We start from the raw sequence: 14,498 nt of genomic DNA on the forward strand, positions 1-14,498 counted from the left end.
ACATTGAAAGACTGGATTTATCTTTTTTTAACATAATTTATGCCCCAGAAAATTGCTATTAATATCAGAATCATTAAAATAGATATCTTCGATTTGAGATTGCGGAAATTAGTTTGTATTTTTGCATCATTAAATCATTCTAAATAAATACAATGATAAAAGTATCAGACTATGCAAAGGAGAAAGCCATCCAGTTGATGACGGAAGATGGTTTTAACCCTGCTGAAGATTATATAAGAGTAGGGGTAAAAAGCGGCGGATGCTCTGGTTTAGAGTATGTTTTAAAGTTTGATAACCAAAAAACAGAAACAGATCAGATTTTTGAAGATAATAACATAAAAATTATTATAGATAAGAAATCCATCCTTTATTTAGCAGGAACAACTCTTGAGTATTCAGGAGGGTTGAACGGAAAAGGGTTTGTTTTTAACAACCCGAATGCATCCAGAACATGTGGATGTGGGGAATCATTTAGTCTTTAGTGAAAAGACATTAGATCCTAGATTTCAGACCTCAGAGCTATTCTGAATTCTGAAATCTATAATCTGAAATCTAAAAAAAAATAATGAGTAAATATACAGAAGACGATTTAAGAGTCGATCTAGAAAATAAAAAATATGAATTCGGTTGGGAAACGAAGATTGATTATGAAGACTTCCCGATTGGTTTAAATGAGGATATCATCCGTGCCATTTCTGCTAAAAAAGAAGAGCCGGAATGGATGACTGAATGGCGATTGGAATCTTTCAAAATCTGGCAGAAGATGGTAGAGCCTGAATGGGCAAACATCAAGTATGAAAAACCAGATTTCCAAGCAATCCGCTACTACGCTGCTCCTAAAGTAAAGCCTGAGCTGGCAAGTCTTGACGAGGTAGATCCTGAGTTGTTGAAGACATTCGCAAAGCTAGGGATTAATATCGAAGAGCAAAAAAGACTTTCCGGAGTTGCTGTAGACATCGTAATGGACTCTATTTCTGTGAAAACTACATTCCAGGATACATTGGCAGAAAAAGGAATTATTTTCTGTTCAATCTCTGAAGCTATTAAAAATCATCCTGATTTGGTAAGAAAATATCTTGGAAAAGTAGTTCCAAGGGGAGATAACTTTTATGCCGCTTTGAATTCCGCAGTATTTTCTGACGGAAGTTTCTGTTATATTCCTAAAGGGGTAAAATGTCCTATGGAACTTTCCACTTATTTCCGTATCAACCAGGCAGGAACAGGACAGTTTGAAAGAACGCTTCTTGTAGCTGATGAGGGAAGTTATGTTTCTTATCTTGAAGGATGTACAGCACCATCAAGAGATGAAAACCAGCTTCACGCAGCCGTTGTAGAGCTTATTGCTTTAGATAATGCTGAGATCAAATATTCAACAGTGCAGAACTGGTATCCTGGTAATGAAGAAGGAAAAGGCGGGGTATTCAACTTTGTAACGAAAAGAGGACTTTGCGAAAGAAATGCAAAAATCTCATGGACACAGGTGGAAACAGGCTCAGCAGTGACATGGAAGTATCCGTCTTGTATCCTTAAAGGTGACAATTCTATCGGAGAATTCTACTCTATTGCGGTAACCAATAACCACCAGTATGCAGATACAGGAACAAAAATGATCCACATTGGTAAAAACACCAAATCTACGATTATTTCAAAAGGTATTTCTGCCGGGAAATCTCAAAACTCCTACAGAGGACAGGTGAAAGTAATGCCTTCTGCAAAAGGAGCAAGAAACTTCTCACAATGCGACTCTTTATTGATGGGTAATGAATGTGGTGCTCATACTTTCCCTTATATTGAAATCAAAGATCCCACGGCACAGTTGGAACACGAGGCAACGACTTCAAAAATCGGGGAAGACCAGATTTTTTACTGCAACCAGAGAGGTATTGATACAGAAAGAGCAATTGCTCTGATAGTAAATGGCTTCAGTAAAGAAGTTTTAAATAAACTTCCGATGGAGTTCGCTATTGAGGCACAGAAATTATTGGAAATTTCACTGGAAGGTTCAGTGGGATAATAGAAAAAATGATTTTTATGAAGAGGTTTTTATTAGCATTTTTTGGATTTATTTCCTTAAGTTTTTCTGCTCAGGAAAATAAAGGGTTTCAGTTATCAAGTCATATTCTTGATATTTCGCAGGGAAAACCTGCCGGAAGTGTGGTCATAGAACTGGAGAAATATAATGAAACAAACAGACAGTGGGTTTCTATAGGTAAAAAGCAAACTGATAATAATGGCAGGGTTTCAGATTTTTTACCGTATCAAAAAGCTGGTAACAACGGAAAATACAAACTTGTATTCTTCATAGAAGATTATTATAAACATAAAAATATAGAAAGCTTCTATCCGTCTATTGAGGTAATATTCCAGATAAAAGATAACGAGCATTATCATGTTCCAATCACATTATCACCATTTGGATATTCCACATACAGGGGAAGCTAATACAATTATAAAAAAGCAAAAGTTAGCAAGAATGTTACAAATTAAAGACCTTCACGCCAAAATTGAAGATGGCGCAGAAATATTAAAAGGGATTAATCTTGAAATAAAGCCGGGCGAAGTTCACGCAATCATGGGACCCAACGGAGCTGGTAAATCTACCCTTTCCTCTGTAATCGCTGGAAAAGAAGATTATGAGGTAACTGGTGGAGAGATTCTTTTCGAAGGACAAGACATCAGTGAAGAAGCTCCAGAAGATAGAGCTCACAAAGGGATTTTCCTTTCTTTCCAGTATCCAGTGGAAATTCCGGGAGTTTCTGTAACGAACTTTATCAAAGCTGCTTTGAACGAGACAAGAAAAGCAAACGGACTGGAAGAAATGCCGGCAAAAGAAATGCTTGCATTAATCCGTGAAAAATCTGAAAAATTAGGAATCAAAAAAGATTTTCTTTCAAGATCATTGAACGAAGGATTCTCCGGAGGTGAAAAGAAAAGAAATGAAATTTTCCAGATGATGATGCTTAATCCTAAACTGGCTATTCTTGATGAAACTGACTCAGGATTGGATATTGACGCCTTAAGAATCGTGGCAGATGGGGTAAATCACTTTAAAAATGAAGGGAATGCAGTTCTTTTGATTACGCACTATCAGAGATTGCTAAACTATATTCAGCCTGATTTTGTTCACGTTTTAGCAGATGGAAAAATCATCAAAACAGGAGATAAGTCTTTAGCATTAGAACTTGAAGAAAAAGGTTACGACTGGCTTTTAAATTAAGAAGGAAGTATAGTATTTCAGAGATTAAATGTATAGCGCCCATTTATGAAGTGCAGCAAAATATGAATCTCTAAAGTAAAATTTGGATTCCTATCACTCGGAATAACAATATTTTAGTTCAAAAAAAAGAAAAAATGGTGCAAACCACAGATATACCAGTAATGGCATTAAAAGAACAAATTATAGAGAACCACAATGAATTTTTGGAGAGTCTTCGTCACAGATTTCTGGATGATGAAAGAAAAATGGCACTTCAGAGATTTGCAAACCTTGGTTTTCCGACAAAAAAAGACGAAGAATATAAATATACCAATCTAAAGGAAATCACGGAAAAAAGCTACAACTTCTTCCCGAAAGAGAACCACAATATCACTAAAGAGCAGTTTGATGAACTGCACCTTGGAGAAGAAAATTTTGATTGGATTGTTTTTGTAAACGGTAAACTTCACAAAGAACTTTCTAAAGTTTCTATTGAGAATGCAGAGTTCCTTTCATTCAATTATGCATTGAACGATGAGAAGCACAAAGAGGTTTTTGAACAATATTTCAATACTATTGCTTCCAAAGAACAGGCTTTTACGAACTTAAACCTTGCTTACTGCAAATACGGATTCTTCCTGAAAGTTCCTAAAAATGTAGTGATTGAAAAGCCAATACACGTTTTTTATATTTCTCAGAACCAGGAGGAAAATACATTCTACAATACCAGAAACCTTTTGATCGTAGAAGAAGGAGCCAAAGTAGAGGTCATTGAAAGCCACCACAATTTTGACAGCACTTATGTATTAACCAACTCTGTAACAGAGATCTTTACATACCCGAACGCAAAAGCAGACTGGCACAAACTTCAAAATGACAACAATACAACTTACCTGATTGATAATACGTTTGCAAGACAGGAAAAAGACAGTTTAACCACCGTAAATACATTCTCTTTCGGAGGTAAACTGGTAAGAAATAACCTTGATTTTATTCATAATGGATCTAATATCAATTCATTCATGAACGGAATCACCATTATCGGGAAAGATCAGCTGGTAGACCACCATACGGCAGTTCACCATAACTTCCCGAACTGTGAAAGTTATCAGAACTACAAAGGAATCTTTGATGGGAATGCTCACGGAGTTTTCAACGGAAAAGTTTTTGTAGACAAAATTGCTCAGAAGACCAACGCTTACCAACAGAATAACAACGTATTGCTAAGCGAAGGGGCAAGTATTGATACAAAACCTCAGTTAGAGATCTTTGCTGATGATGTAAAATGTTCTCACGGTTGTACAGTAGGCCAATTGAATGAAGATGCTTTATTCTATCTGAGAGCAAGAGGAATCTCTAAAAAAGAAGCACAGGCATTACTTTTATATGCTTTCGCTAATGATGCAATGCAAAACATTGATATAGAACCTCTAAAAGATAAAATTTCAAAACTTTTAGCTGAGAAATTAGGAGTTGATATAGAATTTTAAAACTTATATATTGATACACAAAAGCACTTCAAAATGAAGTGCTTTTTTAATGTATTTCAGATTTTTTCTATCTTATTTTTTCAACCAGCTTTGGTTATCTTTATTTTCTGAACGCTTCTTACCGTTATCAAAATTGTAGGCCAAACCTACTCCTAATGTCTGTTTCAACTGTGTTTTCCATATCTGGTTATGATCATACAAAAGGTCAAGGGTAACGTTGGTAGAAATATATTTATTGATTTTCATACTTAAAACTCCACTATACCCAAGAACAAGCCTGTCCGGATGATCAAGATAGTTGGAGAATACAGAAGCCGTATTCAGCAAGGTGATATTCTCCATAATCTTCAGCTTATACATAGCTGTTCCCAGAAAACCGAATTGGAAAAGAGAAGAATCTCCATCATTTTTAAGACCATAAGTTCCTGCTTTCTGAAGATCTTCGTCTAAAACAAAAGTCCATCTGGCATTCGCCGGGCGTAAAGTCACTGTAAAGTTGTCATTGGGACGATAAGTAACCCCAGCCCCTACGCTCAGGTATCCGGGAGCCATAAAATTGGAAATCTTTTTGGCATCAGGATTATTTCCATCTTCATATCCCGGTGCAAACTGAGTCTGAAGCCCAGCACCAGCTGAGAGATACCAATGCTTGGCAAATTCTCTACCATAATTTGTAGATAGGTTAATAACATCCTGAGTCTTTCTTACTCCAGTTCCCTGCGTGTTATTTTGTCCGTAACCCAGGATAATTATATTTTCCCAGAGATCTTTCCCTTTTTCATAGGTGAGGTTATAATTAACACCGGCAAGCCAGCCCACATTGTTGGCTCCCCCGCCTACCCAGTTTGAAAAGGCAGCTTGATTGAGCATTAAGGTATTTTGCCCCTGAATAGACCAGGCTTTAACGGTATCTGATGCCGGAGCATCTGTTTTAGTCTCTTGGGCAAGCGCTAAAGCACCAAGAGAAATAGAACTGATTAATAAAAGTTTTTTCATAAATGACGATTTATTACAAATGTATAAATAATAATCTATGCCATTATAAAATTCACTTTAAATTGAATTTAACATAATTTATTTCAAAGCAATAACAAACTGAAAATAAGACAATTAAACATAAATATTTTATCTCACAAACTTAAAGCAACTTAAAATTACAGTATTGTAAAAACAAAAAAACACCTCATTTATGAAGTGCTTTTCCTGTTTAAGTATTTTATTCTACATCATTTTTTAATCCACCACTGGCTGTCTTTACGGTCGGAGCGTTTCACCCCATTATCCAGCGTATAAGCGAAACCGATTCCAAGAGTTTGTTTTAACTGCGTTTTTTCTATCTGATTATGATCGTAGAGCAAATCTACTGTCACATTGGATGAGATATATTTGTTTACTTTCAGGTTCAGTAAAGCTCCATAAGCAAGAACCAATCTATCCGGACGGTCGAGGTAATTCGAGAAAACAGAAGCTGTATTGGTTAAGTAAATATCTTCCATTATTTTCAGTTTATATATTGCCGTTCCCAGGAAACCGAATTGCAGTAAGGAGGTATCACCGTCATTTTTTAACCCATAACTTCCAGCCGTCTGAAGATCTTTATCCAATACAAAAGTCCATCTGGCGTTGATAGGACGTAAAGTGACAGTCAGATCATCATTCGGTCTGTATGTGATACCCATACCGACATTCAGATAACCTGGCGCCATAAAATTTGATATTTTCTTCGCCTCAGGATTATTTCCATCTTCATACCCTGCTGCAAACTGTGACTGTAAACCAGCTCCTGAAGAGAAATACCAGCTTTTTGAAAACTTCCTCCCATAATTGGTAGAAACATTGATCACATCCTGGGTTTTTCTTATTCCTAACCCTTTTGTGTCATTCTGCCCATAACCCAGTATAATAATATTCTCCCAAAGATCTTTGTCTTTTTCATAGGTTATATTGTAATTGACACCGGCAAGCCATCCTACGTTGTTGGCACCACCTCCTACCCAGTTTGAAAAGGCAGCCTGGTTAATCATTAATGTATTTTTTCCCATTACTGACCAGTATTTTACAGTGTCTGCAACTACGGAATCTTTTTTCAATTCTTCTTGTGCACTTGCATTTATTCCTATAAAACAGGAAAGAATCAATAAAAACTTCTTCATTACTCTAAATAATTTTCAATGCAAAAATATTAATATAATTTTTTTTAAGGTAAATCTGGCTTTAAAAGAATCTGATTTCAATAAAGTTTAATCACCTCATAACAAGATATTTCTATAAAATCAATGCCAAAATAATAAGTTCAACAGTTAAATTTAATACCTTTTGTCTTAAAATCAGGTCGGTAGAAACTTATTCATCGCCAAATTTTCCGAAATTTATCATTGGCTTTTGATTTGACGTAAAATCCACATGTTCAAAAATGTAATTTCCAAAAGAGCGGTTATATACCCATTGCTAATGCTTTCAGCGATGTGGTTCGGATATTTTTTACAAATGCAGGGCTTTTTTCAAAGCTGTTTTGGAGCCATTATTCCTCTCTTGCCCGAGGGATTATTTGGCATAGTTACATCTCCCCTCTTACATGGAAACATCGATCATATTATAGGAAACTCTATCCCGATAGCGGCACTTATGTTTTTATTATATCAGTTTTACCCTGTGGTAGCCAATAAAGTTTTTATTATCGGCTGGCTGGCAACGGGGCTTTTGGTATGGCTGCTTCCTCCAATTGACATTCTCACTGGCGAATATATGTACACTTGTACCATCGGAGCCAGCGGTGTGGTATATGTTCTTGCTTTTTTCCTTTTCTTCAGCGGGGTATTCAAATGGAATACAAAACTTCTTACTATTTCAATGCTTGTAGTGCTTTATTATGGCAGCTTGGTTTGGGGAATGCTTCCGGAAGAACTGTTTTATAATATGCAGGAACCGAGTAAAATTTCATGGCAGGCCCATCTTTCCGGAGCTGTAGTAGGCAGTATTATTGCGTTTGCTTTTAAAAACGTAGGAGAAAAGAAGAAAAAATTTATCTGGGAGTTTCCGAATTATTATAGCGAAAAAGATGATAAATTGTGGCAGGAATATAAGGAAAATCATCCTGAGGATTTTATGGAACTTCCCTACAAGAAAAAAGATGATATCTGGGATCATCTGGAGGAATTGAGAAAAAGATAAAACTTAATTTACTACATTTGAAGAAAAACACACATGATTTCCGAAGAATACTTATATTCAATCGCCCTTCGCGAGTGCAGCCAGATTGGCGACATTCATTTTCATAAGCTTGTCCGTACATTCGGAAGTGCTCAGGATGCCTGGAAAAGAGCAAAAAAAGAGTATAAAAAACTGGAAGGAATAGGACAAAGAACGGTTTCAGACATTGGAAATAAGGTTCATTTGGAATTTGCAGAAGAAGAATTGGATTTTTGCGAAAAAAATAATATTCAAATAAGGCTCAGACACCTTCAAGAAACCCCATCCCTGCTTAATGAATGTAATGACGCACCGGCTATTCTTTATCAAAAAGGAAATATTGATGAGGCACAACCAAAAGTAAGTATTGTAGGAACCCGTAATATGACAACTTATGGGAAGCAGTTCATTGAAGACTTTTTTGAAGCAACACAATCTTCAGAATATACATCTGTAAGTGGTCTCGCTTTAGGCATCGACAAAGAAGTTCACGAACAGTCTATTCGCCACCGGAAACCTACCATAGCGGTTCTTGCACATGGTTTCAGGTATTTATATCCGGCAAAAAACAGAAAACTTTCTGAAAAAATTTTACAGGAAGGAGGCGTATTAATAACAGAGTTCAGCTCTGCAAGAAAACCAGACCGGGAAAACTTCATCCAAAGAAACAGAATTGTCGCAGGAATATCTCCGGCAACTATTGTAGTGGAAACCGGTTTTGGAGGAGGCTCTGTAAGCACAGCTGCCTTCGCTAATGATTATAACCGTGATGTTTTTGCGCTGCCTGGAAAAATTACGGACAGCTGCAGCCAGGGATGTAATCAGTTGATATTCCATAATAAAGCAACAGCCATTTCTACCTTAAAAGATCTTATCGGACTTCTCGGGTTAAATGGTCCCAAAGAAAAAATGGAAGAGTTATTTCCTTATTGCGAGACTACTTTACAATTATCTGGCAATCAAAACTTAATATATCAATCTATTAAAGACCAGCCTCAGATTTCATTAGATGACCTGGCCCAGAGAATTGATCTTGCCACTCACAAAATTTTACCAATAATTTTGGAATTGGAACTTTTAGGGAAAGTAAAATCATTTTCCGGGAGACAATTCATCGCCATTTAAGATTTAATGATTTCTTAATACTGCATTATTTCACACATAACATTTCATTTTTAACAAAATTTGAACGTAAATTATTAATTTAATAATATTACGGAACATTATTATTTAATTTTTAACAATGTTAAAATATAGTGTTGTGAATCTTGAAAAAAAAATTAAATTTGTTGACAATAATATTCAACCTTAATATATGGAACAATATAATATTGACCAGAAAATCCAAGAGTTTATTGCAAAAATTGAAGCAAAAAATCCTAACGAACCGGAATTTTTACAGGCTGTAAAAGAAGTTGCCGTAACCGTAATTCCATTCATTGCTACTAAAAAAGAATATACCGGAATGAAGCTGCTTGAAAGAATGGCTGAAGCTGAAAGAATTATTATTTTCAGAGTTCCATGGGTTGATGACAAAGGAGAAATTCAGGTTAACAGAGGTTTCAGAATTCAAATGAACTCTGCTATTGGACCATACAAAGGAGGAATCCGTTTCCATCCTACTGTAAACTTATCCGTTCTTAAATTCTTAGCTTTTGAACAAGTATTCAAAAACTCTTTGACAACTCTTCCAATGGGAGGTGGTAAAGGAGGTTCAGATTTCGATCCACAAGGAAAATCTGATATGGAAGTAATGCGTTTCTGCCAGGCTTTCATGACAGAATTGTGCAAGCACATCGGCCCTGAAACAGATGTACCTGCAGGGGACATCGGTGTTGGAGCAAGAGAAATCGGATATTTATTCGGACAGTATAAAAAAATCAGAAACGAGTTTACCGGAGTTCTTACAGGAAAAGGTCTTGCTTACGGAGGTTCATTAATCCGTCCTGAAGCTACAGGATACGGTGTAGTATACTTCGCAGAGCAGATGCTTAAAACGATCGGACAAAATTTCCAGGATAAAATCGTAACGGTATCAGGTTTCGGAAACGTAGCGTGGGGAGTGATCAAAAAAGCAACTGAATTAGGCGCTAAAGTAGTAACAATCTCTGGACCAGATGGATACATCTATGATAAAGATGGTATCAGCGGAGAAAAGATCGATTATTTATTAGAGCTTAGATCTTCCGGAAACAACAGAGCGGAAGACTATGCTAAAAAATATCCTTCTGCTGAATTCCATGCTGGAAAACGTCCTTGGGATGTGAAGTGTGACGTTGCCTTCCCTTCTGCAACTCAAAACGAATTAGATATAGATGATGCAAGAAAATTAGTTGAAAACGGATGTGTTTGTGTGACTGAAGCTGCGAACATGCCTTCCACACTTGATGCTATCAACTATTTCTTAGATAATAAAGTATTATTCTCTCCTGGTAAAGCTTCCAACGCTGGAGGTGTTGCTACATCAGGATTAGAAATGACTCAGAACTCTATCCGTCTTAACTGGACTTCCGAAGAAGTTGATGCAAGATTAAAGGAAATCATGATCGGTATCCACAAAGCTTGTAGAGACTACGGAAAAGACGAAGACGGTTATGTAAACTACGTAAAAGGTGCAAATATTGCCGGCTTCGTAAAAGTAGCAGAAGCAATGTTGGCTCAAGGAGTTGTGTAACGAAAAAAACAAAGGTTGGGAAAAACTCCCGACCTTTTTTGATATAGCCTGTTCCCGGGATAATGGGAAAAAAGTAAAAAGTGAAAGGAGAAAGCGCTGCTATATGCAGCGCTTTTTTTATTTTTATATCATGCAAAGCACGTTTACAAATATTGATGAATACATTTTCCTGTTTTCGGTAGAAATACAGGAAAAGCTTCAAGAACTTAGGAAAGCAATTCATTTACAGGTTCCGGATCTTGAAGAATATATTGGATATCAGATGCCTGCCTTCCGGTACAAAGGAAAACCATTTGTTTATTTTGCGGGTTACAAAAAGCATATCGGATTCTATCCGGGATCTGAAGGTATCCGGAATTTTGAGACAGATTTTAAGGAAAGAAAATATAAGTTTTCTAAAGGCGCTGTCCAATTTCCAATTCATGAAGATCTTCCACTGGATCTCATTACTAAGATCCTCCTGTTCAGAGTGGAAGAAATTGACCAAAAAAAATCCTGAAATAAAAGATTTCAGGATTCCGGCTGGTGTTTGCTAAAGTGCTTTACTTTTTCTTCTTTTTGTCTTTCTTCTCTTCTTTAGGAGCATCTGCAGGTTTAGTAGCATCAGTAGGCGTTGTACTTACTGATGGATCCGTTGCAGGTGCAGTTTCCATTGTAGTTGCAGGTGATTTTTCCTGTTGATTCTTTGGATCCGAAGGACTTGTAGTCTGAGTATTTGGTTGTTGAGTTTGAGTTGTCGTAGTGTTATTAGTAGAAGTATCGGCCGGCTTTTGTGTTGTTGATTGTGCTGATACTGCGATTACTCCGACTAATGTAAACGCTGCCGTTAAAAATAACTTTTTCATAATATAATATTTAAATGATTGTTTAACTAAAACGAAGCATCATTTGTGAAATTATATGTAAAAAGCTTATTTAACGGAATTTATAATTATTTAAGAGGAATTTGCAAAAAATAAGTTCGGGTGATTTGGTTGGAAGACTGATGCCGGAAGCTGGAAGTTTATTCCGGTTAAAAGACTTTAATTAAACCGTTTTTACTCTCAAAACTTCCCTCTCCCTCCTCCTGCTTCCATCCTTGAAATCTACTTCTCTATATTCTTCATCATTTTTTCTACAAATTCAAATGCTGCAGGACAGATAACAGTATTTTTAAGCATCAAATTATTGATCTGGTAAATCTTCTTACGGTCTGTATGGGGATATTCCCGACAAGCTTTTGGTCTTACATCATAGATAGAGCATGTATTATCACCATTCAGAAAAAAACAGGGAAGATTTTGCAGAACTTTATCATTATCTTCATCCACTCTTAAAAACTTTGCTTCAAAGTCTGCAGACTTCATTCGGAGATGTTTGGCAATTCGCTCAATATCTTTTTCAGTATAGAGAGGACCGGTTGTTTTGCAGCAATTAGCACATTGCAGACAGTCTATTTCTTCAAAAACTTCATCATGGGTTTCCTGTACTGCATAGTCGAGGTTTTTGGGTGGTTTCTTTTTTAATCCGTCCAGAAATTTCTTATGCTCTTTCTGCTTTTGTATCGCTTGTTTTTTATAAAAATCTAAATCCATTTATGCTTTGTTTATCACTGAATCCGGGAGTTCTTCTTTCTTATATTCATTGATTTTATCCAGATCCAGTACCGTTGAAAGATTTTCTTTGTTTGGATAATACATCGGAACAAATTTAGCTCCATATACAATTTCTCCTGTAGTATACGAAGACCTTTGAACCACCGTATTTGAAAACACTTCATCAAAAGCGCGTACCTGTACGATAAGTTCCATATCCGTATTTTTAAAATCTTCCTCAGAAAATCCGTAAAACGGAGAGTTTTCATCAATTTTATGCACCACAGTCCAGTTGAGAGCCAGCGTATTGATTTTGCTCATCTGTGTCGTAAGCCCGTAAAAATTACTTTTGGCTACTCCGTTTTCTATCACCTCAATGGCTACAGATACAATAACGTCTGCATCCGTCAGCGCATTATTCTTATAGGGAGCAAGCCTGAACATTAATGCTGAAGATTCCTGAAAAGGAGCAATAACGGCTATATCAGAAAACCTAAGATAGGCACGGGGCCTTGAAAATCTTCCGTAAAAAAGCCCTGTTGCAATGGCAAAGGTAAGCAATCCCAGAAAAGCTTCAAAAGTAGCCACAAGACTTGCCAGAAAACCTACAGGAGCGATTCTTCCATATCCAACCGTAGTAAATGTCTGAGAGCTGAAGAAAAAAACATCAATAAATTCATTAAGCGGATCACTCTTATCAATCCCGGTAAGATGTTCTACACCAATAAGATAATAGATCATAGCAAACAAAAGATTAATGATGATATAAGCAATAACCAGATAAGATATAAAACGGAATGAAGAGAGATTCAGCATGGTGTGATACCAGCTTAGCCTGTTAAAAACGTTCACTCCTCTTCTCTGAACATTCGGGAGACCATCTTTATTGATAAACCTTCCTGAGGCATTGGTTCCGAAACCACTGTTCTCCGCATTTTTCTGACGGATCTTTTTTCTGAGTCCTCCTGTCATTTGTTAATCATTTTGACTTTGTTATATTATGATTTTCCTCTATCAGTAAGCCATCTGATGATCAGCTCTTTTTTCAACTTACAGATATTTAAAAAGCAAAGTTAAGAATAGAATCCATTAAGATATCAATGCTTTTTAGGAATCATCCTTTAATATTCATCATTCAGATGACAGATTGCTTTATCAAAGGGCTTTATTGAACTTTCATTCAAAAGAACTAAAACAAAAAAACAGCAGAAATTTTGAATTTCTGCTGTTTATACAATCTTTATTAAAATAGTTTTATATAGGTTGTGCCGGTGATTCCATTACCGTAACACTTACATTGCTGACAGATTTTACAATCCCCGATTCTCCATGTATATTGGCAAGAAAATCAGGAAAGCTTTCGATAGGAAAGGCCCAATAATAATGTCCATCTACAGGAGAAGGAAAGTTGGCTTGCAATCTTCCGGTTAATTTCATAGGTACAAAGTATTCAACAGATGATCCTTTCAGTTTCGTAAGGACAGAAATAGACTTTTTAGAATGGGCAGGAACGATGGTCTTGTAGCTGCTGGTCTCCGTAATTTCTTCAGAGTTTTCTGTTCCTTCCGTTGTATCTCCTCCCACCACAACTTTTGTGCTTGCCGAAGCTTTTGCCACTAACGGAATATCAACGGATACTGATGCTGCCACTTCAAATGAACCTGAGACAGTACGTTTCCAGGAGGTAGAATATCCTTTTTTATAAGAATAGGTTACCGTAATTTCACTTTCTCTGTCGCCAATATTAATCGCCTCCGTGGTATAGGCATTATCCGGTAAATCCACCCCATCTGTTTTTATGGATACCTCAGGAGTTCCCAGAACAATGGAAACATTAGGATTAGGAGCTGTATTCCGTGTATCTCCATCTACAGAAAGGTCAGGATTAAAAATAATTCCATCCGGAACCTGACCAGAGTAAGCAAAAACATTTTTCAACCTCGTTCTTTCTCCGGAATAACTAATATCATATCCCATATCTTTCAGATGATTGGGCCTGAATGGAATTTCACGCTCTTCATTAGATGAACGATAGCGGGCACTCAGTCCATTATTACCTGACAATTTAAACTCATCTACAATTTTCCAGCCTTGCTGAAGCATTTTCGCCTCTGTAAGCTGCGAATTCTTTACTTCAGAATAATTCACTTTTTCTGAATCATCATTAATAGTACTCACTTCATCCCTTGAACATGACACCGAAAACATCAGTAAGAGAATACAAATAGAATTGATTTTTTTAGTCATTTTAATAATTTTTTAGTGTTTAATAATTAAATTTACAAAAAATGGATTCTTTTAAGGTGTTTTTTTGCGAATTAATCAAATTTTAATCTTTCCCAATTTTTTCATTTTATACTTCTATATTTTTACAG

Annotated in this window: 15 protein-coding genes; 9 read left to right on the forward strand and 6 right to left on the reverse strand. The window is 36.3% G+C overall.

The genetic code is table 11. From position 1 onward, the window contains the following. Window positions 1–152: 152 nt before the first annotated feature. From BW946_RS12370 to sufD, 5 genes are all read left to right on the forward strand, one after another. Window positions 153–482, forward strand: coding sequence for a HesB/IscA family protein (locus tag BW946_RS12370; RefSeq protein WP_076596478.1), 330 nt, complete (start codon window positions 153–155; stop codon window positions 480–482). Window positions 483–565: 83 nt separating this feature from the next. Continuing rightward, complete coding sequence (sufB, locus tag BW946_RS12375) at window positions 566–2,014, forward strand: Fe-S cluster assembly protein SufB (protein ID WP_076596479.1); 1,449 nt, start codon at window positions 566–568, stop codon at window positions 2,012–2,014. Window positions 2,015–2,031: 17 nt separating this feature from the next. Further along, window positions 2,032–2,442, forward strand: a complete 411-nt coding sequence (gene uraH / locus BW946_RS12380; protein WP_076596517.1) for a hydroxyisourate hydrolase — start codon at window positions 2,032–2,034, stop codon at window positions 2,440–2,442. A 31-nt stretch (window positions 2,443–2,473) separates the two neighbouring features. Then, window positions 2,474–3,217 (forward strand): Fe-S cluster assembly ATPase SufC, encoded by a 744-nt coding sequence (gene sufC / locus BW946_RS12385; RefSeq protein WP_034691829.1) that lies wholly within the window; start codon window positions 2,474–2,476, stop codon window positions 3,215–3,217. A 161-nt stretch (window positions 3,218–3,378) separates the two neighbouring features. After that, window positions 3,379–4,686 carry a Fe-S cluster assembly protein SufD gene (gene sufD, locus BW946_RS12390; RefSeq protein WP_076596518.1) on the forward strand — a complete coding sequence of 436 codons (1,308 nt, stop codon included), beginning with the start codon at window positions 3,379–3,381 and terminating at the stop codon, window positions 4,684–4,686. A gap of 72 nt (window positions 4,687–4,758) precedes the next feature. Here sufD and BW946_RS12395 read toward each other — a convergent pair whose 3' ends face one another. Next, a complete protein-coding gene (locus BW946_RS12395; protein WP_076596480.1) occupies window positions 4,759–5,682 on the reverse strand; it encodes a DUF3078 domain-containing protein in 924 nt (307 codons plus the stop codon). Between the two features lie 230 nt (window positions 5,683–5,912). Further along, the gene (locus tag BW946_RS12400) at window positions 5,913–6,839 is read right to left on the reverse strand and encodes a DUF3078 domain-containing protein (protein ID WP_076596481.1); all 927 of its coding nucleotides are present in this window, start codon (window positions 6,837–6,839) and stop codon (window positions 5,913–5,915) included. A gap of 250 nt (window positions 6,840–7,089) precedes the next feature. Here BW946_RS12400 and BW946_RS12405 point away from each other — a divergent pair, with 250 nt between their 5' ends. The 4 genes from BW946_RS12405 (at window position 7,090) to BW946_RS12420 (ending at window position 11,048) form a co-directional block, all read left to right on the forward strand. Then, complete coding sequence (locus BW946_RS12405; RefSeq protein ID WP_076596482.1) at window positions 7,090–7,857, forward strand: rhomboid family intramembrane serine protease; 768 nt, start codon at window positions 7,090–7,092, stop codon at window positions 7,855–7,857. 33 nt (window positions 7,858–7,890) lie between these two features. Further along, entirely contained in the window at window positions 7,891–9,000 is a 1,110-nt protein-coding gene (gene dprA / locus BW946_RS12410; protein ID WP_076596483.1) for a DNA-processing protein DprA, read from the forward strand. A gap of 190 nt (window positions 9,001–9,190) precedes the next feature. Further along, entirely contained in the window at window positions 9,191–10,549 is a 1,359-nt protein-coding gene (gene gdhA / locus BW946_RS12415) for an NADP-specific glutamate dehydrogenase (protein WP_076596484.1), read from the forward strand. 130 nt (window positions 10,550–10,679) lie between these two features. Continuing rightward, a complete protein-coding gene (locus BW946_RS12420; protein ID WP_076596519.1) occupies window positions 10,680–11,048 on the forward strand; it encodes an iron chaperone in 369 nt (122 codons plus the stop codon). Window positions 11,049–11,091: 43 nt separating this feature from the next. On the opposite strand, the gene BW946_RS12425 is transcribed toward BW946_RS12420, so the two are convergent. The 4 genes from BW946_RS12425 to BW946_RS12440 form a co-directional block, all read right to left on the reverse strand. Next, window positions 11,092–11,394 (reverse strand): hypothetical protein, encoded by a 303-nt coding sequence (locus BW946_RS12425; RefSeq protein ID WP_076596485.1) that lies wholly within the window; start codon window positions 11,392–11,394, stop codon window positions 11,092–11,094. Window positions 11,395–11,634: 240 nt separating this feature from the next. After that, window positions 11,635–12,123, reverse strand: a complete 489-nt coding sequence (locus BW946_RS12430; protein WP_076596486.1) for a YkgJ family cysteine cluster protein — start codon at window positions 12,121–12,123, stop codon at window positions 11,635–11,637. Next, window positions 12,124–13,095 (reverse strand): ion channel, encoded by a 972-nt coding sequence (locus BW946_RS12435; protein WP_076596487.1) that lies wholly within the window; start codon window positions 13,093–13,095, stop codon window positions 12,124–12,126. Window positions 13,096–13,377: 282 nt separating this feature from the next. Continuing rightward, window positions 13,378–14,370 (reverse strand): hypothetical protein, encoded by a 993-nt coding sequence (locus BW946_RS12440; RefSeq protein WP_076596488.1) that lies wholly within the window; start codon window positions 14,368–14,370, stop codon window positions 13,378–13,380. Window positions 14,371–14,498 lie beyond the last annotated feature (128 nt).

Source organism: Chryseobacterium sp. RU33C (assembly GCF_900156015.1).
In the GTDB taxonomy this organism is placed as follows: Bacteria; Bacteroidota; Bacteroidia; order Flavobacteriales; family Weeksellaceae; genus Chryseobacterium; species Chryseobacterium candidae.